The sequence below is a fragment of the Pseudomonas sp. ADPe genome (assembly GCF_014843515.1).
Classification (GTDB): domain Bacteria; phylum Pseudomonadota; class Gammaproteobacteria; order Pseudomonadales; family Pseudomonadaceae; genus Pseudomonas; species Pseudomonas citronellolis.
The window spans coordinates 6,897,490-6,915,633 of the sequence record NZ_CP062122.1 but is presented as its reverse complement, the minus strand read 5'-3'; the positions used below and the strand labels follow the sequence as shown (position 1 = coordinate 6,915,633).

The window sequence follows — 18,144 nt, the reverse complement described above, 5'->3', positions numbered from 1 at the left end:
GCGCCTCAGTGCGGCGCGCGGCGGATGGTCTTGAGCAGGTCTTCCGGGCTGATCTGGCCGACCACCTGGCTGACCGCGCTGCCCGGCTGCGGCAGGTCGAGGATGTGGCCCTTCATCTTGCCGATCACGTGCATCTCGCAGGGCTTGCAGTCGAACTTCAGCGTCAGCACCTCGTCGCCGTGCACCAGTTGCATGGGCGCGACCTTGGTGCGCACGCCGGTGACGCCCTTGGCCTGCTTCGGGCACAGGTTGAAGGAGAAGCGCAGGCAGTGCTTGGTGATCATCACCGGCACCTCGCCGGCTTCCTCGTGGGCCTCGTAGGCCGCGTCGATCAGTTGCACGCCGTGGCGGTGGTAGAACTCGCGGGCCTTGTGGTTGTACACGTTGGCCAGGAACGACAGGTGCGCCTCGGGGTACACCGGCGGCGGGTTCGTCTCGGCCTTGCGGCTGCCGCGCGGGTGGGCGGCGACACGGGCGGCGGTGAGCGCCTCGATGGCCTCGCGGCGCAGGGCCTTGAGTTGCGAGTTGGGGATGAAGTACGCCTGCGGCGCGTCCAGCTCGATGCGCTCGGCGTGGTACTGGGTGGTGCCCAACTGGCCAAGCAGGTCGTGCAGTTGCTCCAGGGCCTGCTCCGGCTTGTTGGCCACGCCGAAGGGGCCGTCCAGGGCGACGCTGACGCTCACGCCTTCCTCGCTGGTGGCGGTCAGTTCCAGGCGTTCCTCGCGCAGGCGGGCCAGCCAGGACAGGCCGACGCGGCGCTCGGCGGAGGTCTTCAGCAGGGCCTGCTGCCAGTTGTGGTCGAGGTTGCGCGACAGCGGGTGGTTGGGGCGCAGACGGTACAGGCCCTCGGGCATTTCGTTGGGCTCGACGCGGTAGCGGTAGCGTTTCTCGCCGTCTTCCTCGAATTCGCCTTTCGGCTCGGCGATGTTGGCGCGGAAGCCCACCACCTCGCGCTTGACCAGCACGTTGAGGCCGTCGCCGTTGGACAGCGGCTGCTCGGTGGCGACGATCAGGTCGCGCTTGCCGACCTTTTCCACCACACCCACCGGCAGGCCGGTGAAGGTCGGCGAGTCGAAGGCGCCGATGTCCACCTTGCGCTCGTTGACGAAGTAGTCGGTGCTGCCGCGGTGGAAGGTCTTGTCCGGGTCGGGCAGGAAGAAGTGCTCGGTGCGGCCGCTGGAGGCGCGGGCCAGGTCCGGGCGTTCGGCGAGGATGCCGTCCAGGCGCTGGCGGTAGTAGGCGGTGATGTTCTTCACGTAGCCCATGTCCTTGTAGCGCCCTTCGATCTTAAAGGAGCGCACGCCGGCGTCGACCAGGGCGCTGAGGTTGGCGCTCTGGTTGTTGTCCTTCATCGACAGCAGGTGTTTCTCGAAGGCCACCACGCGGCCCTGGTCGTCCTTCAGGGTGTAGGGCAGGCGGCAGGCCTGGGAGCAGTCGCCGCGGTTGGCGCTGCGCCCGGTCTGCGCGTGGGAGATGTTGCACTGGCCGGAGAAGGCCACGCAGAGCGCGCCGTGGATGAAGAACTCGATGGCCGCGTCGGTTTCGTCGGCGATGGCGCGGATTTCCTTCAGATTCAGCTCGCGGGCCAGCACCAGTTGGGAGAAGCCGGCCTGGTCGAGGAACTTCGCCCGGCCCAGGGTGCGGATGTCGGTCTGGGTGCTGGCGTGCAGTTCGATCGGCGGGATGTCCAGGTCGAGCACGCCCAGGTCCTGCACGATCAGCGCGTCGACGCCGGCGTCGTAGAGCTGGTGGATCAGCGCGCGGGCCGGTTCCAGCTCGTCGTCGTGGAGGATGGTGTTGAGGGTGACGAAGATGCGCGCGTGGTAGCGGTGGGCGAATTCCACCAGCCGGGCGATGTCGCTCACCTCGTTGCAGGCGTTGTGCCGGGCGCCGAAGCTCGGGCCGCCGATGTACACGGCATCGGCTCCATGCAGGATGGCCTCGCGGGCGATGCTCACATCGCGGGCAGGGCTGAGCAGTTCCAGATGGTTCTTGGGCAGGGACATGGTTTCTTCTTCATCAGGCGTGACACGGCAAGGCGCGCATTGTAGCGGCGAAACGCCGGCGCGGCACCCGTGCGCTGCCCGATGGCGGCGCCGTCCGGCGGGGTGCCGGGCGGCGTCGCAGCGGCATCAGGCCTTGGCGGCCAGCGCGGTGACTTCCACGCGCATGCCTTCCACCGCCAGGGCGGCCACGCCGACGGCGGCGCGCACCGGCCAGGGGTTGGCGAAGAAGCGCTGGTAGACCTCGTTGAAGGCGGCGCGGTCGGCCATGTCGGTGAGGTAGATGGTCAGGTGCAGCACGCGCTCCATGGAGCTGCCGGCGCGTTCCAGGGCGCTTTTCAGCGCGCGCAGGGTGCACTCGCTCTGCTCGACGATGCCGCCCAGCTCCAGGCTGCCGTCCTCGCGGGTGGGGATCTGGGTGGAGACCAGCAGGCCGCCGAAGCCGGCGACGTCGGAGGAGATCGACTGCGGGTCGGCGTCGGGGAGGAAGCTGAGGTCGTTGTTAGCCATGGGGGCCTCTTTCTGCGGGTGGGACGAGGGGCGGCAGCTTACCCGCCGGGGCCGGTGGCGTCATCCGTGCGGGACCGCACATCGGACAACGCCGGGGCCAGGACGTAGGGCGCATAACGCCTACGGCGTTATCCGCCGTTTGGCCTCGATTCCCGGCGGCTCCGGGGCCGACCTTGGCGTCGATCGTGGCCTCGGTGTATCGACGGATAACCGCGAACGGTTATTCGCCCTACGTCCAGGTCAGCGGTAGAAGGCCGAGGGCGCCACACCGAACTGTCGGCGGAAGGCCGCGGCGAAGGCGCTCTGGCTGTCGTAGCCGTGCTGCAGCGCTACTTCCAGCACCGGCAGGCCCTGGGCCAGGGCTTCCAGGGAGAGCAGCAGGCGCGCCTGCTGGCGCCAGCGGCCGAAGGTGATGCCGGTGCTGCGCTGGAAGCGGCGGTGGAAGGTCTTCGGGCTCATCGCCAGCTGTTCGGCCCAGTGCTCGGCGCTGCTGCCCTGCGCCGGGTTTTCCGCCAGGGCGCGGCAGACCCGGGCGATGCGTTCGTCGTCCGGCCAGGGCAGGTGAAAGGGCAGCACCGGCAGGCTGCGCAGTTCGTCGAGCAGGAAGCGCATCAGGCGGCCGTCGCGGCTGTCGCCTTCGTAGCGCCCGGGCACCTGGGTGGCGGCCTGGATGAGTTCGCGTAGCAGCGGCGACACATCGATCACGCAGTCGCCGACCGGCAGGCCGTCGATGGCGTCGGGGTTGACGAACAGGCTGCGCACCCGCGTCACGCCGCGCATGCGCAGCGAGTGTTCGACGCCCGCCTGCAGCCAGACGCCGCGGGTCGGCGGCGTCACCCAGCGCCCGGCCGGGGTCTCCACCACCAGCACGCCTTCGATGGCGTAGATCAGCTGCGCCCGCGGGTGGCTGTGGGGCGGCACCACGTGGCCGCTGGGGTAGTCGATGGCGACGCCGGTGACCGGCATCTCCAGGGATTCGTAGGGCAGGCTGGCGTGGTCGACCATGGGGCGCGTCCGTTGCGGGGGAAGGGCGAGCTTAGCGCAGGATGACCCTTTCGCGACAACGATGGACCCTTTGGCGCGAGTTGGACGGCTGCGCCCCGCCTATGCTGGGCCCGGACACCCGTTCGAGGCCAGACCATGCAAGCGAACCCGCAAACCAAGTACCGCCCGTTCCCCGCCATCGACCTGCCCAACCGCCGCTGGCCGTCGCAGACCATCGCCCAGGCCCCGGTGTGGCTGTCCACCGACCTGCGCGACGGCAACCAGGCGCTGTTCGAGCCCATGAACCGCGAGCGCAAGCTGCGCCTGTTCGCCGAACTGGTGCGGCTGGGCTTCAAGGAGATCGAGGTGGGCTTCCCGGCCGCCTCGCGCACCGACTTCGAGATCATCCGCCAGTTGATCGACGAGGGCGGCATCCCCGACGACGTCACGCCCATGGTGATGACCCAGCTGCGCGAGGACCTGATCGACGAGACCGTGCGCGCCGTGGCTGGCGCGCGGCGGGTGATCGTGCACCTGTACAACGCCATCGCCCCGGTGTGGCGGCGCGTGGTGTTCGGCCTGTCGGTGGACGAGGTGGAGCGACTGGTGGCGCGCCACGTGCAACTGCTGAAGGAGAAGGTGGCGGCGCACCCGCAGACCGAATGGGTGCTGCAGTACTCGCCGGAGACCTTCTGCATGGCCGAGCTGGAGGTGTCGCTGCGCATGTGCAATGCCGCCATCCGCACCTGGGACGCCGGCCCCGGAAGGCCGATCATCATCAACCTGCCGACCACCGTGGAAGTGGCCACGCCCAACGTCTTCGCCGACCAGATCGAGTGGATGCACCAGCGCCTGGAACGCCGCGAGCACGTGGTGCTGTCGGTGCATCCGCACAACGACCGCGGCACCGGCGTGGCCTGCGCCGAGCAGGCGCTGCTGGCCGGCGCGCAGCGGGTGGAGGGCTGCCTGTTCGGCAACGGCGAGCGCAGCGGCAACCTCGACCTGGTGACACTGGCGCTGAACCTCTACACCCAGGGCATCCACCCGGGCCTGGACTTTTCCGACATCGCCGGCGTGGCACGGGTGGCCGAGGCCTGCACGGGGCTGCCGATCCACCCGCGCCATCCCTACGTCGGCGACCTGGTGTTCACCGCCTTCTCCGGCTCGCACCAGGACGCCATCGCCAAGGGCTTCGCCGCCCAGGCCGCGGATGGCTTCTGGGAAGTGCCCTACCTGCCGATCGACCCCCGGGACCTGGGGCGCACCTACGACAGCATCGTGCGGGTCAACAGCCAGTCGGGCAAGGGCGGCATCGCCTACCTGCTGCAGCGCGACCACGGCGTGGTGATGCCGAGGCGGATGCAGGTGGAGTTCAGCGCCATCGTGCAGCGCCAGGCCGACAGCAGCGAGACCGAGCTGAGCAGCGAGGCGCTGTGGCAACTGTTCGCCCAGACCTACCTGGCCCCGGCGCGGCCCGGCGGCTCCCTGGCCTACGTCGGCCACCGGCTGTTCGAGGCCGAGGGCGGGCAGGGCATAGTGCTGGAGGTGGAACTGGCCGACGGCCGCCGCCGCCAGTTGCAGGGCGTGGGCAACGGCCCGATCGACGCCGCCGTGGCGGCCCTGGGCCTGCCGATCCGCATCGACGGCTACGAGGAACGCAGCCTCGGCGGCGGCGCCGACGCCCAGGCCCTGGCGCTGGTGGAAGTGGCCTGGCCGGGGGAGGCGGGCACGCGCTTCGGCGCCGGTTGCCATGCCAACATCGTCAGCGCGTCGATTCAGGCTGTGCTTTGTGCGGTGTCGCGCTTTGCTGGGGGGCGTGTAGTGCCTGGTGGCTTTTTGTAGGAGCGAGGGGGACGCCTAGTTCTTGCTCGCGAACGGGGTTTACTGGTGACTTCGGCGTGTTCGGCTGACTCCGCTCCCTCTCCCTAACCCTCTCCCTGAAGGGAGAGGGGACCGTTGGGCAGAGGTTGATGCTCTGGAGTCAGCCGGCTAGCACAGAGATTGCCGGCTAAAGCCAGGCTTCTTCTCGGCACAGATAAGCCTCCTCTCCCTTCAGGGAGGGGGCGTTGGGCAGATGCTGATAGTTCGGTGTTAGCCGGCTAGCACAGTGATTACCGGCTGAAACCATTCCTTATCTCGGCACGGACAAGCCCCCTCTCCCTTCAGGGAGAGGGTTGGGGAGAGGGCGCTCTTGCACCCAACACCGTAGCCACCGGCAAACCCCATTCGCGAGCAAGCTCGCTCCTACGAAGAGCGCCCCGGAGCGGCCTACAAAAGTCCGCTGCCCCCTAAAGCGGAAAAGGCCGCAACCGCCCCCGCGCACCATCCACCGCAAGGGCACCCAGCACCAGCCGGCTCACGCTTTCAGCCACCGCCCGGTAGTCCGCCTCCGCCGGCCGGGCCTTGCCGGTGATCAGCGAGGCCTGCCAGCCGAAGTGGGTATGCGCCTGGGTGGCCGACCGGAGGAACAGCAGCAGGTGCTGCGGGTCGGCCGTGGCGATCAGGCCGCGTTCCATCCAGCTGCGCAGGCAGGCGAGGCCTTGTCCCCTGGACCTTCCGCCGCCTCAGGGCAGGGTGTACAGGCGCAGCAGCATGCGTTGCTGTTCCGAGGGCCGGCCGAAGTAGCGGCTGTACAGCGCCTCGCCGCCGGGGCCGCGCAGGGTCTCGCTGATGGCGCGGTCCACCAGCAGGCGGAAGGCGTCGTCGTCGCGGGGCAGGGCCAGGGCGACGCGGGCCACTTCGAACAGGTGCTCGGAGACCTGCAGGCGGTCGCCTTCGGCCGAACGGGCCTGGTAGTTGAGCAGCGACAGGCGCTCGCCGAAGAAGGCGTCCACCTGGCGGCGCAGCACGCGCTCGACGCCTTCCTGGTAGCTGCCGACTTCCTCCAGGCGCGACTGCAGGCCCAGGGCGCGGGCCTGCTGCTGCGCCCATTGCAGGTTGGTGCTGCCGCGCAGCACGGCGAAGCTGCGCCGGTTCAGCCCCTGGTTGATGGTTGCCCGCCAGGTCGGCGTGCGTTCGCGCGGGGCGCCGCTGAGCGCGGCCAGCAGGGTGGGGTCGGCGTCGCGGCGGAGGATCACCCCGAGGCCGGCGGTGAATACCGGCAGCGAGAAGCTGACCAGCTCGCGGCGCTGCAGGGTTTCCACCAGCGGGCTGCAGAACAGGTCGACCTGGCCGCCGTGCACGGCTTCCAGGGCCTGTTCCAGGGGCAGCGGACGGTAGCGCACCTGCAACTCGCCCAGGCCCGGCTCGCTGCGCAGGCGGGCGACCAGCGCCTGGCAGAGGTCGATGGCGTAGCCGCTGGCCGTGCGCTCGTCGCCCTCGGAGAAAGGCGCGTTGTCGGCCAGAAAGCCCAGCGTCAGGGTATGGCTGGCCTGGATGCGCGCCAGGGTGCCGGCCTGGGCGGCGGGCACCAGCAACAGCAGCGCGAGCAGGGGAACGAGCAGGCGGTTCATGGCGACTCCGGCGGCGCGGCGAGGCGCTCGTAGGCCTTGACGAAGCGCTTGGCGATGAAGCCGAACAGCAGGTAGCCGACCACCATCACCAGGGCCGCGCCGAACACCGCTTCCAGCCCCGAGGCATAGAGCGCGTAGAAGCAGTAGCAGGCGGCGACCAGCATCACGGCGGTGTTGCGGCGCACCAGCTCCAGGCCGACGCCGGCCTTGTAGAGGATCACCACCAGCCCGGTCAGCGAGGTGATGTAGGGGATGATGTTGGTGACCGCCGCCAGGTTCACCAGCTTGTTGAACTGGGCGGTGGCGTTGGGCGAGATGGTCGACAGGGCGATCAGGCTCTGCAGCACCGCGCAGGTGACCAGCCCGGCCAGGGGCGCGCCGGCGTTGGTGACGCGGGTGAACAGCTGCGGGAACAGGCCCTGGGCGGCGGTGACCTTGGCCGTCTCGGCCAGGGTGAACTGCCAGCCCAGCAGCGAACCGACGCAGGCCATCACCGCCAGGGCCATCACCAGGTTGCCCACCCCGTCGTTGAACAGCCGCGCATAGGCCAGGGCGAAGGGCGCGCTGGAGTTGGCCAATTCCGGGTTGGGCACCAGGCCCTGGATCACGGTGGTGGACAGCACGTACACCACCGCCGCGCCCAGGGTGCCCAGCAGGCAGGCCAGCGGCACGTTGCGCTTGGGGTTGTCCACCGCGTCGGAGTTCTGCGCCGCCGACTCCATGCCGAGGAAGGCCCAGAGCGTGAGCGGGATGCTGTCGGTGATCGCCTGGCTGACCGGCAGGTCGTTGGGGTTCCAGGCGGCGGCGAAGACCTCGGGGCGGAACCAGAACCAGCCGAAGAAGCCCAGCCCGGCCACCGGGATGATCACCCCCCAGACGGTGACCGAGCCCAGCCGCCCGGTGATCCGCGGGCCGCCGAAGTTGGCCAGGGTGGTCAGCCAGATCAGCCCCAGGGTCCCGAGGAGCAGGGGCACCGAGCCGCTGCCCAGCCAGGGGAAGAAGGGCGTCAGGTAGCCCACCGCGGAAAGGCTGATGGCGACGTTGCTGATCACCAGGGACAGGAAATACAGGTACGAGCAGAGGAAGAACGCCGACTTGCCATGGGCCTCCTCGCTGTAGGCGGACATGCCGCCGGAGCGCGGGCAGTAGATGCCGCACTGGGCGAAGCAGTAGGCGATGGCCATGGAGCCCACGGCGGTGAACACCCACGACAGCAGCGAGACCGCGCCCAGCTGGGCCATGCTGGAGGGCAGCATGATGATCCCCGAGCCCATCATGTTGACCATCACCAGGGTGGTCAGCCCGGTGAGGCCCATCTTCCTGGTCGTGGCCATGCAGGCCTCCTGGGGCGGTAAGCGAAGCGGCGGAATGCTCAAAGAATAGGCACGGCCTGGCGGGGCGGCCATCGAGTGGCGGGGTGTTTTTCAGGAATGGGATTGGGGTGGCATTTGCGGGTGGGGAGGGGGCCGTTCGGAGTGGCCTGGAAGTCAGGCACCATCCTTCAACCCTTGTCATTCCCGCGAACGCGGGACGCGGCTTCATCGCGAAGCTTGCGCTGGCCCGAAGGGGAATAACCCAGTTGCCTCGGCTTGGGTGTTTCTGCGCCGCACCGAGTCTGCCCGACCTTCTTGTTTCGCCCCCTCGGGCGAGTCCCTTTTGTCAAACGCCACAAAAGGAACCAAAAAGGCTTGCCCCGCATACGGGCCCGATGGAGCCGGGCTACCCTCGCGAATTCCCCCGCCACGGAGGCCCGCCCCGAGGGTACGTCCCTGTAGCCCATCGGGGCTCTCGCGACATCCATGTCGCATGACCTCCTGAGCGCGGGTTTCGCTCGGCCTTCTGAAGGGGCGTTCCGGTGCGCTCGGCTATTTCTCTGGAAATCCAAGAGCAGAGGTGCTTTTGCTTTTCGTAGGAGCGAGCTTGCTCGCGAACCCGGCAGCCACTGGCTTATTCCCCCTTCGGGCCAGCGCAAGCGCTGTTCGCGATGGAGCCGCGTCCCGCGTTCGCGGGAATGATGGGGGAGAGGATCGGCGCGTGGGATAAAGGTTCGCAATCAAACAAAACATGCCCCAGAAAAAACGCCGTTCCCTTCAACAGGAAACGGCGCTCTTCCAGACCCAGGCACTATCCATCCATCACCAGTGCCGATAGCCACGATAGTAACCATGGGGCGGCCCGTAATAACGCGGCCCATAGTACGCCGGCCCATAATAGACCGGCCGGTAATAGCGCACCGGCGGCGCCACCACCACGGCCACCGGAGGCGGCGGCGGAGCGTAGTACACCGGGGCCGGCGGATAGTAGGCCGCCGGCGGCGGGGCAGGTTGCACGTAGACCGGGGCAGGCGGCGCGGAGGCGCCGGCGACGACAGCGCCACCCACGACGGCGCCGACCACCGCGCCGATGGCCGCCGCATCGGTATTGCTGTTGGCCGATGCCTGCCCGGCCAGGGCGAAGGACGCGCACAACACCAGGGCGAGTTGCGGGATCCGGCGAATCATCTGTCTTACCTCCTGAAATTCCCGGCCTGGGGGCCGGATACTTCTAAGACATTCTGTTCCCGCAAAGTGTAACCGGCGCTGTGTAAATCCTGTGTAAAGGGCGCCGTACGGTCGTTCCGGGGCTGATTCGATGCAGCCGGCAACACAAAAACCGGGCCGGCTGCGGCGCGGCTTGTTATGGTTGCGGTTTTCCCTCAAGCCAAGGAGGCTTTATGCCCTTGAATCGAGCCCTGCCGGCCATGCTGTTCGGCGCCATCCTGCTGGCCGGTTGCAGCAGTGCCGACAAGCCCGCCGAATCCCCGGCCGCCGCCGCGCCCGAAACCGGTCGCTGCAATGCCGGGGCGGTGCAGTCGCTGGTCGGCAAGCCGCTGTCCCAGGCGCTGGTGGAGCAGGCCCGGCGCGACTCCGGCGCGCAGAGCGCACGCGCGCTGCACCCTCATGACGCGGTGACCCTGGAATACAACTCGCAGCGCCTGAACATCAATGTCGACGACAGCGAAATAGTGCGCGGGCTCAACTGCGGTTGAGGCGAAAAACGGCGCCCGGCGTGCAATGCCCGGGCGCGGGGTGACGGGAGCCCGGTGTGGGCTCCCGCACTGGTAGAGCCCGGTCAGCGGTTGGCCGGTTTGCGGATGATGCGCAGCGCCTGGGTGGTGTGGTTCACGCAGGACTCGTAGTCGCCGGCGGCGCGGGCCTTCTCGGCCTGGTCGATATGCTCCTGGACCACGTTGACCTTCACGCCCGTGGCGTTCTTGCTGGCCGTGGCGATGAAGTCCTTCAACTGCGTCAGGTTGGCGTCGCAGAGCTTGCTGTCGGCCATGGCCGCCAGCGGCAGGGCAAGGGTGGCGGCGAGGACGAGGGCGATCTTCTTCATGGGGCTGTCTCCTGGATGGGTTCACCATGAACCTGAGGGCGCAGGGCCTTGGCAGGGCGAGCCTGCGGGTCCGTGGATGGCGCTTCACCCGATGCCGATCGGGGCGGTCAGGAATACCTGACGCCTGTTTCGACCTTGCCTTTTGCCGGACGTGTCATTTTTTTCGCGCTACAGCGCATCGCCAGTGCGCTCGGCATAGCGCCGGGCAATTGGAGCTGTAGTTTCCCGACACCGCAGTGGGCGCCCGAAGGCTCACCGCGCCGGCACCCGGTCGCGGCTCTGGATGTTCCAGTGCGCGGCGCTGCCGGCCAGTTGTGCGGAGAGCTGTTCCACCTGCTCGTACAGGCGCAGGGTCAGCCAGTAGAAGCCCTGCACCTCGAAGGAGCCGGCCAGGCTCTGCGGGCGCGGCGGCAGGTGGCCGCTGCCCTGGCACTCCTGCACCAGGCGCGAGGTGCGGCTGAATTTCAGGGCGTGGGCCGATTGCAGCAGCAGGCGGCCGATGGCCTGGCGCATGGGTTCCAGGTCGGCGGGCGGCGGGGCGATGTCGCCGGCCTGGGCGGCGAACTGGCGCGAGGCCAGCAGCGATTCCAGGGTGCCCATGATGGCCCGGTGGGCGCGCTGGATCAGTTCCAGCTCGCGCAGCGGCATGCCGGTTTCCCGCGCCACCGGTGCCAGGTGTGCGCGGGAGGCCACCAGGCGCTGGTCCAGTTCCTCCAACTGGCTGGCGAAGTGCTCGGCGCGCAGGTCGGCGCTGCTGCTCAACTGGCCGAACAGGCGGGCGCAGGCGCGCAGGTTGTCCGACAGCAGGTAGCGCCAGACGTAGACCGCGCGCAGCGGGTAGATCTGCGCGAAGACCAGCGCCAGGGCCACGCCGATCAGCACGTTGAGCATGCGCCAGAGGCCCTCGGTCATGCTGTTGTCGCCATGCCCGGCCACGGTGCACATGGTGATGCCCGCCAGCAGCGCCACGTAGCCGGGGCGGCGGATGGCGTAGAAGGCGGCCACGGCGCCGGCCAGCGACATCAGCAGGTAGACCAGCACGCTGGAGCCGCTGAGGTTGTGCACCAGGATGATCGCCAGGCCCACGGCGGCGCCCAGCAGGGTGCCCAGGATGCGGTCGCGGGATTTGCCGCGGATGGTGCCCTGGTGCACCAGCCCGCCCATCACCACCAGCACCGTGACCGAGGCCCAGAGGCCGTGGGGGATGTCGATGCCGGTGGTCAGCAGGATGGAGGCCAGCAACGCCAGGCCGACGCGCACGCAGTGGATCCAGGCGGCGTAGCGGTAGCGCGTGTAGGGGTTGGCCAGGCGGCGCCAGGGCAGGGCCAGGGATTGCAGGATGTTCGCCAAGGGGGTTCCTCGCGGAGTGGACCTGCTCAGCTTAGGTGTTGTGGCCGACGAGCGGCAAACCCGGCGGCGCCCCGGCAGGGAAATGCATCTGGTTGAAGGCACCGGCGCTTGGGGCTGCGGCATCGCCGGCATGCGCTACCTGGGCATGTACGCCATGCTCATGCAGCCGGGCATCGACTACGGCCCGCTGTCGTTCGGCCTGCCCCTGGTGGTCGCCGGCCGGGCTGGACATCGGCTGGCTGGCGCTGCTGGTGATCCCGTGGCCCTGGCCATCCTCGCCATCGCGCTGCTCTCCTCCGTGCTCGACGCCTGCCTGGAGGCGCGCACAGCTCGCGCAGTTGTTCGCACAGGCTGCGGCCGGCGCTGGGCAGGTCGGCGCGGGCGTAGAGCGCCAGTTCCAGGCCGGTGATTTCCGCGAAGCCCTCGGCGGCGCCGAGCACCCGGTGCCCCGGCGACCGGCAGCGCTGCGGCAGCAGGCTGACGCCCAGGCCCGCGGCCACCGCCGCCGACAGGCTGGCCAGGGCGGCGCTGCCGTAGGCGATGCGCCAGCGCCGGCCCTGGGCCTCCAGGGCGTGGATCATCTCCTGGCGGTACAGCGCGCCGAGCGGGAAGGCCACCAGCGGCAGCGGCTCGCGGGCGGCCGCCGGGTTGGCGGCGCTGTCCAGCCAGCACAGCGGCTCGGGCCAGCGCGCCAGGCAGTCGCTGTCGGCGCCCCATTGCTTGACCAGGGCCAGGTCCAGCTCGCCGTTGCGGTACTGGCGCAGCAACTCGTGGCTGAGGCCGCTGGAAACCTCCAGGCGCAGGCGCGGGCGCTGCGTGGCGAAGGCCGCCAGCAGCGGCATCATGCGCTCGCCGGCGAAGTCCTCGGGCATACCCAGGCGCAGCACGCCCTCGCTGTGTTCCTCGCCGAGGGCGGCGCGGGCCTCCTCGCCGAGCTGGAGGATGCGCCGGGCATAGCCCAGCAGGCGCTCGCCGGCCTCGGTGGGCAGCACCTGGCGGCGCCCGCGTTCCAGCAGGCGGCAGCCGAGCTGTTCCTCCAGGCGCAGGATCTGCTGGCTGACGGTGGACTGGGTGAGGTGCAGCCACTCGCCGGCGCGGGTGAAGTTGCCGGCGTCCACCACCATGACGAAGCTGCGCAGCAGGGTCGGGTCTAGCATTTGGAAATCCACTGGAAGTCATTTTTCCATTTAATTTCACCATGCAAAGCCAGGCCGGGATAATCCTTTCGACGAAGGGACGCCACACGGGCCCCGCTGAGGAGGATTCCCCATGCAACACCTGGCATTCATGCGCGAAGCCCTGGCCCTGGCGCGGGCCAACGTCGAGGCCGGCGGCCGTCCGTTCGGCGCCGTGCTGGTGCGCGACGGCGAGGTGCTCGCCCGCGCCGCCAACGGCATCCACCTGGACCACGACCCCACCGCCCACGCCGAGCTGCTGGCCATGCGCGAGGCCGGCCGCGTCCTGGGCAGCCCGCGCCTGGACGGCTGCGTGATCTACGCCAGCGGCCACCCGTGCCCGATGTGCCTGGCGGCCATGCACCTGAGCGGCGTCAGCGCCGCGTATTACGCCTATTCCAACGCCGACGGCGAGCCCTACGGGCTGTCCACCGCGGCGGTGTACGCGCAGATGGCGCAGCCGGTGGAGTGGCAGGCGCTGCCGCTCAAGCCGCTGCGCCCGGAAGACGAGGAGGGGCTCTACGGCTTCTGGCGGGAGCACCAGGGGTGAGCGGCGACAAGGCGCGGGTCGGCTGGGTCGGCCTGCTGGTCATAGTCGCGCTGGGCATCAACCTGCGGCCGATCCTCACTTCCATCGGCCCCTTGCTCGCGGAAATCCGCCAGGCCACCGGCCTGGGCTTCCAGGGTGCGTCGCTGCTGACCGTGCTGCCGGTGCTGTGCATGGGCCTGTTCGCCCTGGCGCTGCCCTGGGTGGGCCCGCGCCTGGGCGAGAGCCGCGGCATGCTCGCCGGGCTGCTGGCCATCGCCGTGGCCTGCGCCTGGCGCCTGCTGCTGGACAGCGGCCTGGCGCTGATCGCCAGCGCGGTGCTGGCCGGCACCGGCGTGGCGATCATCCAGGCCCTGGTGCCGGGGGTGGTCAAGCGCTGGTTCCCGCAGCGGGTGCCGGCGGCCATGGGCCTGTACTCGGCCTCGCTGATGGCCGGCGGCGGCACCGCCGCGGTGCTGGCGCCGGTGCTGGCCGGTGGCTCCGGGCACTGGCAGCTGGGCCTGGGCGCCTGGGTGGTGCTGGCCGTATTGGGGCTGCTGCTGTGGGCCCTGGTGCGCCCGCGCGAGGCGGCGGTGCCCAGCGTGGCGCGGCGTGGCGAACACTTCTTCGGCAGCCGCCGGGCCTGGCTGCTGGCGCTGTACTTCGGGCTGATCAACGGCGGCTACACCAGCATGGTGGCCTGGCTGCCGATGTTCTACCGGCAACTGGGCTGGAGCGCCCAGGGCAGCGGCCAACTGATCGGCCTGATGACCATTTTCCAGGTGCTTGGCGCGCTGAGCATGCCGGCCCTGAGCCGTGGCTCGGCGGACCGCCGGCCCTGGCTGTGCCTGTGCCTGCTGATCCAGTTGGGCGGCTTCGCCGGGCTGCTGCTGTCGCCCCTGGGGCTGCCGGCGGCCTGGGTGGCGCTGATCGGCTATGGCCTGGGCGCCTGCTTCGCGCTGAGCCTGACGCTGACCCTCGACCACCTGGCCGAGCCCGGCCCGGCGGGCAGCCTGGCGGCCTTCGTGCAGGGCATCGGCTTCATCATCACCGGCATCATTCCCTACGTCACCGGCTGGCTGCGCGACGCCACCGGCAGCTTCCAGGCTTCCTGGACGCTGCTGGCACTGTCGGTGCTGCTGATGCTGGGGGTGACCCTGCGCTTCGCCCCGGCCGGCTATGCCCGGGCGATGCACGGCTGGCGCGGCGCTCAGACCGCCGAGGTGGCGAGGTAGATGCGGTAGGTGATGATCGACAGCATGCTCAGCACGCCGACCCACATCAGCAGCACGCCCGCGCCCCGCTCGCGGATGGTGAAGCCGATGCCGAGCATGAACATGCCGAAGATGATGACTGCGAGGGTGACGCCGAAGGAGTCCATGGGTGGGCCTTATCCATTGTGTCGATAGGACAAGTCTAGGCCAGCTGCGGCTCGAAAGGGGTTGATCCGGGGCAAATCCGGCGTCATGGCACCTGGTCTTTTCGTGTAGGCGCGGGCCTTGCCCGCGATTCGCGCGCAGGGCGCGCTCCTACAGATGGGCATACCCCAGGCGCAAGAGTCTTGCCGACCGCGCCGATGCGCTTTTCGTAGGAGCGAGCTTGCTCGCGAATGGAGTTTACCGGTGGCTACGGTGTTGGGTGCAAGAGCGCCCTCTCCCCAGCCCTCTCCCTGAAGGGAGAGGGGGCTTGTCCGTGCCGAGAATGGATTTGGCGTCAGTCGGCAACTTCGTGCTAGCCGGCTAACGCCGAAACACCAACGCACTCCGAACGGTCCCCTCTCCCTTCAGGGAGAGGGTTAGGGAGAGGGAGCGGAGTCAGCCGAACACGCCGAAGTCACCGGTACCTTCCGTTCGCGAGCAAGCTCGCTCCTACGAAGAGCAGGTCGGCGCACGGTCGTTTCTACAGGCGGAAGCGCTGCACCAGGCCGCTGAGGTCCACGGCCAGGCGCGACAGTTCGTGGCTGGCGCTGCTGGTCTGCTGCGAGCCGGCGGCGCTCTGGTTGGACAGGTCGCGGATGTTGCCCAGGTTGGTCTCGATGTCGCGGGCCATGGCGGCCTGGTGTTCCACCGATTCGGCGATGCGCCGGTTGCGCTCGTCGATGCTGCGCGCGGCCTCGATGATCTGCGCCAGGGCGCGGTCGGCGGCGCTGGCCTGGCCCTGGGTGTGCTCGGCCTGCTCGGCGCTTTGCTGCAAGGCCTCGACCGTGCGCCCGGTGCCTTGCTGGATGGCGCCGATCAGTTGTTCGATCTCGCGGGTGGAGTCGCCGGTGCGCTTGGCCAGCGCGCGCACCTCGTCGGCTACCACCGAGAAGCCGCGCCCGGCCTCGCCGGCGCGGGCCGCCTCGATGGCGGCGTTGAGCGCCAGCAGGTTGGTCTGCTCGGCGACGCTGCGGATCACGTCCAGCACCTTGCTGATGTTCAGCGTCTGCTCGGCCAGGCCCTGGGCCTGCTGCGCCGCGTGGCGCACGCCTGCGCCCAGCTCGCGCAGCGAACCCAGGGTGGTGGCCAGCTGCCGCTGGCCGTCCAGGGCCTCGTCGTTGGAGCGCCGGGCCACCGCGGCGGTGCTTTGCGCGTGCTCGGCGACGTCGCCCACCGCCGCGCTCATCTGGCTCATGGCGCGGCTGACGTTGTCGATCTCGCCGTGCTGCTGGTGCAGGCCGCGGCTGCCTTCGTCCATCACCATGCTCATCTGCTCGCTGGAGGTGGCCAGCTGTTCGGCGGCCTCGCCGATCTGGCGGATGGTGCCCTGCAGGTTGTCGCGCATGCGCCCCAGGCGCTCCAGCAGCTGCGCCGCCTCGTCGCGGCCGCGGCTGTGCACGCCCTGGCTGAGGTCGCCGCCGGCGATGCGCTCGGCCACCTGCAGCGCCTCGGCCAGCGGCCGCACCAGGCTGCGCGTCAGGCGCCAGGCCAGCAGCAGGGTGACCAGCAGGGCGCCGCCCAGGGCCGCCCAGACGATGCGCAGGGCCTGGGCGTAGGCGCTGGCGGCCGCGCTGGTGGCGCTGTCCGCGGCCTGGCGGTTGAGCTCGCGCAGCAGCTGCACCTGGGTGTCGATGGCTTCGCCCTGCTGGTCGATGTTGGCGATCAGCAGGGTGCGCGCCTCGTCCAGCTTCTGCTGCTCCAGCAGTTGCTGTTCCTCGCGGATGGTCTGGATGAACTGGCCGAAGGCCTGGTGCAGCGCCTCGATGGCGCCGCGCTCGGTGTCGTCGCTGATCAGCGTCTGGTAGGCGCGGAATTCCTGTTCGATATCCAGGGCCAACTGCTCGATGATCACCTTGTTGCCGCTGCGCACCATGGGCTCGGGGTTGGCCACCTGCTGCATGGAGCGCACGCGCAGCTGGGCGAGGTTGAGGGCGATGCTGTCGGCCAGGGCGATGCTCGGCAGCTGGTCGCTGTCGATGGCCTCGCCCTGGGCGCGGATGGCCGCCATCTGGTACAGGCAATAGGCGCCGACGCTTCCCAGCAGCACCGCGCTGAAGAGGAAGCAGAGCAGGGTACGCTGGCCGATGCGCAGGCGCCGCAGGGGCTCCCAGCGGGCGAATCGGCCGAGGAGGGCTTGGAGTGTCTTCATCACGGGCTACCACGGACTGCTGTGATGCTCTGGCGAGCGGGTTTCGGACGCGCAGAGCATATGAAAGCCATGTGACAGTCTTGTGTAATGGCCAAGGGATATCACTGCCTTCGGTCGGGCAGTGCCTTGATTTGCCTGGGGAATTTCGCTGTCAGGCCGGCGTCGGATGGCGCCGGGCCGGGTGCACCAGGTAGGCGGCGAGGCTGTCGTCCAGCTCGCCGTCGCGCAGCCAGCGCAGGGCGATGGGCCAGAGGCTGTCCTGGAAGCGGCTGTGGAAGAAGGCGAAGTGGCCGATGCCGGCGAAGCCCATGGCCCGGGGCGGCAGGCGCAGGTGCAGGCAGCGGCTGTTGCGGTAGTAGTCGAGCAGGCGCTGGATGGCCGGGCCGGTGCCGAATTCGTCGTCGGTCACGCTCAGGGCCAGGGTGTCGCCGCGCAGCCCGGCGAAGCCTTCGACCAGGCGCCTGCGTTCTTCCGCCGACATGGCCCGCGGGCCGCGCCGGTAGGCGTCCTCGAAGCGCGGGGCGCGGTGCGTCCAGTCGCGCACCACGCCGTGGGGCGTGTCTTCCATCCAGCCCAGGCGCTTGGCCGGGAAGTAGCCGAACAGGCCGCTGAGCACCGGCATCGCCAGGTGCCACTTGAGCAGCATGCGCAGGCGCCGCTGCGGGTGGTAGTCGCGCCAGTGGGCGAACTGCGCGCCCATGCTGAACACGCGCTGGATGAGGTGGTTGGAAGGGGCCAGGCCGACCAGGAAGCCGCCGACGCTGTGCGCCACCACCTGGATGGGTTGCTGCGGGGCGTTGGCAAGGGCCCATTGCAGGGCGCCTTCGAAGTCCAGGCGGCCCCAGTCCAGCCAACTGGCGGAGAAGCCGCGCAGCGAGGCCGGGCGCGAGCCGCCGATGCCGCGGTAGTCGTAGCAGAGCACGTCGAAGCCCTGGCCGTGCAGGTAGTCGGCGAAGCGTGCGTAGTAGTCGCTGCGCACCGAGGTGGCCGGGTTGACGATCACCAGCGGGCGCGGCTGCGCCGCCGCTTCGGCATGGCGCCAGAGGCGGCCCCGGAGCGGGTAGCCGTCGGTGGCGTCGAAGGTCAGTGGCTGGCCCATGGCGTTCTCTTTTCCCGTTGCGCAGCAGGCACTCTAGCGCCGGGCGATGGGGCGCTACCAGTACAGTTGCGGGAAAAAAGCCGCCGCACCCATCCCGGGTGCG

17 protein-coding genes and 1 pseudogene are annotated in these 18,144 nt (G+C 69.5%); 5 read left to right on the top strand and 13 right to left on the bottom strand.

What is annotated here, in order from left to right; translation table 11 throughout:
* Window positions 1-5: 5 nt before the first annotated feature.
* From IG194_RS31095 to IG194_RS31085, 3 genes are all read right to left on the bottom strand, one after another.
* Window positions 6-2,006, bottom strand: a complete 2,001-nt coding sequence (locus IG194_RS31095) for a peptidase U32 family protein (RefSeq protein WP_058489889.1) — start codon at window positions 2,004-2,006, stop codon at window positions 6-8.
* 126 nt (window positions 2,007-2,132) lie between these two features.
* On the bottom strand, window positions 2,133-2,513 hold the full coding sequence (locus tag IG194_RS31090) for a RidA family protein (RefSeq protein WP_058489888.1): 381 nt from the start codon (window positions 2,511-2,513) through the stop codon (window positions 2,133-2,135).
* A 240-nt stretch (window positions 2,514-2,753) separates the two neighbouring features.
* Window positions 2,754-3,518: an AraC family transcriptional regulator gene (locus IG194_RS31085; protein ID WP_009622343.1), complete on the bottom strand. Its 765-nt coding sequence runs from the start codon at window positions 3,516-3,518 to the stop codon at window positions 2,754-2,756.
* Window positions 3,519-3,653: 135 nt separating this feature from the next.
* Here IG194_RS31085 and IG194_RS31080 point away from each other — a divergent pair, with 135 nt between their 5' ends.
* Window positions 3,654-5,339 (top strand): 2-isopropylmalate synthase, encoded by a 1,686-nt coding sequence (locus tag IG194_RS31080; protein WP_058489887.1) that lies wholly within the window; start codon window positions 3,654-3,656, stop codon window positions 5,337-5,339.
* A gap of 446 nt (window positions 5,340-5,785) precedes the next feature.
* Here the strand turns inward: IG194_RS31080 and IG194_RS31075 are convergent, their stop codons facing one another.
* The 4 genes from IG194_RS31075 to IG194_RS31060 form a co-directional block, all read right to left on the bottom strand.
* A complete protein-coding gene (locus tag IG194_RS31075; protein ID WP_225617251.1) occupies window positions 5,786-6,025 on the bottom strand; it encodes a TetR family transcriptional regulator C-terminal domain-containing protein in 240 nt (79 codons plus the stop codon).
* A gap of 36 nt (window positions 6,026-6,061) precedes the next feature.
* Complete coding sequence (locus IG194_RS31070) at window positions 6,062-6,949, bottom strand: amino acid ABC transporter substrate-binding protein (protein WP_064987601.1); 888 nt, start codon at window positions 6,947-6,949, stop codon at window positions 6,062-6,064.
* A complete protein-coding gene (potE, locus tag IG194_RS31065; protein WP_009622339.1) occupies window positions 6,946-8,283 on the bottom strand; it encodes a putrescine-ornithine antiporter in 1,338 nt (445 codons plus the stop codon). The genes IG194_RS31070 and potE overlap by 4 nt, the downstream gene beginning before the upstream one ends.
* 801 nt (window positions 8,284-9,084) lie before the next feature.
* Entirely contained in the window at window positions 9,085-9,450 is a 366-nt protein-coding gene (locus IG194_RS31060; RefSeq protein WP_009622337.1) for a hypothetical protein, read from the bottom strand.
* Between the two features lie 212 nt (window positions 9,451-9,662).
* On the opposite strand from IG194_RS31060, the gene IG194_RS31055 reads away from it, so the two are divergent.
* Window positions 9,663-9,977 carry an I78 family peptidase inhibitor gene (locus IG194_RS31055; RefSeq protein ID WP_009622335.1) on the top strand — a complete coding sequence of 105 codons (315 nt, stop codon included), beginning with the start codon at window positions 9,663-9,665 and terminating at the stop codon, window positions 9,975-9,977.
* A gap of 83 nt (window positions 9,978-10,060) precedes the next feature.
* Here the strand turns inward: IG194_RS31055 and IG194_RS31050 are convergent, their stop codons facing one another.
* A complete protein-coding gene (locus IG194_RS31050) occupies window positions 10,061-10,324 on the bottom strand; it encodes a hypothetical protein (protein ID WP_009622333.1) in 264 nt (87 codons plus the stop codon).
* A 252-nt stretch (window positions 10,325-10,576) separates the two neighbouring features.
* Window positions 10,577-11,674 carry an FUSC family protein gene (locus tag IG194_RS31045; protein ID WP_009622331.1) on the bottom strand — a complete coding sequence of 366 codons (1,098 nt, stop codon included), beginning with the start codon at window positions 11,672-11,674 and terminating at the stop codon, window positions 10,577-10,579.
* Here IG194_RS31045 and IG194_RS33405 point away from each other — a divergent pair.
* Window positions 11,664-11,843: pseudogene (locus tag IG194_RS33405) on the top strand (hypothetical protein); the annotation flags it as partial. The gene IG194_RS31045 and the pseudogene IG194_RS33405 overlap by 11 nt on opposite strands.
* On the opposite strand, the gene IG194_RS31035 reads toward IG194_RS33405, so the two are convergent.
* Window positions 11,833-12,831 (bottom strand): LysR family transcriptional regulator, encoded by a 999-nt coding sequence (locus IG194_RS31035; RefSeq protein WP_318652536.1) that lies wholly within the window; start codon window positions 12,829-12,831, stop codon window positions 11,833-11,835. The pseudogene IG194_RS33405 and the gene IG194_RS31035 overlap by 11 nt on opposite strands.
* Before the next feature lie 112 nt (window positions 12,832-12,943).
* Here IG194_RS31035 and IG194_RS31030 point away from each other — a divergent pair, with 112 nt between their 5' ends.
* Window positions 12,944-13,399: a nucleoside deaminase gene (locus tag IG194_RS31030; RefSeq protein WP_058489885.1), complete on the top strand. Its 456-nt coding sequence runs from the start codon at window positions 12,944-12,946 to the stop codon at window positions 13,397-13,399.
* Window positions 13,378-14,610, top strand: a complete 1,233-nt coding sequence (locus IG194_RS31025; RefSeq protein WP_058490993.1) for a CynX/NimT family MFS transporter — start codon at window positions 13,378-13,380, stop codon at window positions 14,608-14,610. The genes IG194_RS31030 and IG194_RS31025 overlap by 22 nt, the downstream gene beginning before the upstream one ends.
* On the opposite strand, the gene IG194_RS31020 is transcribed toward IG194_RS31025, so the two are convergent.
* From IG194_RS31020 to IG194_RS31010, 3 genes are all read right to left on the bottom strand, one after another.
* On the bottom strand, window positions 14,586-14,756 hold the full coding sequence (locus tag IG194_RS31020; RefSeq protein WP_009622326.1) for a hypothetical protein: 171 nt from the start codon (window positions 14,754-14,756) through the stop codon (window positions 14,586-14,588). The two genes, IG194_RS31025 and IG194_RS31020, sit on opposite strands and share 25 nt — an antisense overlap.
* Before the next feature lie 518 nt (window positions 14,757-15,274).
* Window positions 15,275-16,942: a methyl-accepting chemotaxis protein gene (locus IG194_RS31015; RefSeq protein WP_082996299.1), complete on the bottom strand. Its 1,668-nt coding sequence runs from the start codon at window positions 16,940-16,942 to the stop codon at window positions 15,275-15,277.
* A 151-nt stretch (window positions 16,943-17,093) separates the two neighbouring features.
* The gene (locus IG194_RS31010; protein ID WP_058489884.1) at window positions 17,094-18,041 is read right to left on the bottom strand and encodes an alpha/beta fold hydrolase; all 948 of its coding nucleotides are present in this window, start codon (window positions 18,039-18,041) and stop codon (window positions 17,094-17,096) included.
* Between the last annotated feature and the right edge of the window lie 103 nt (window positions 18,042-18,144).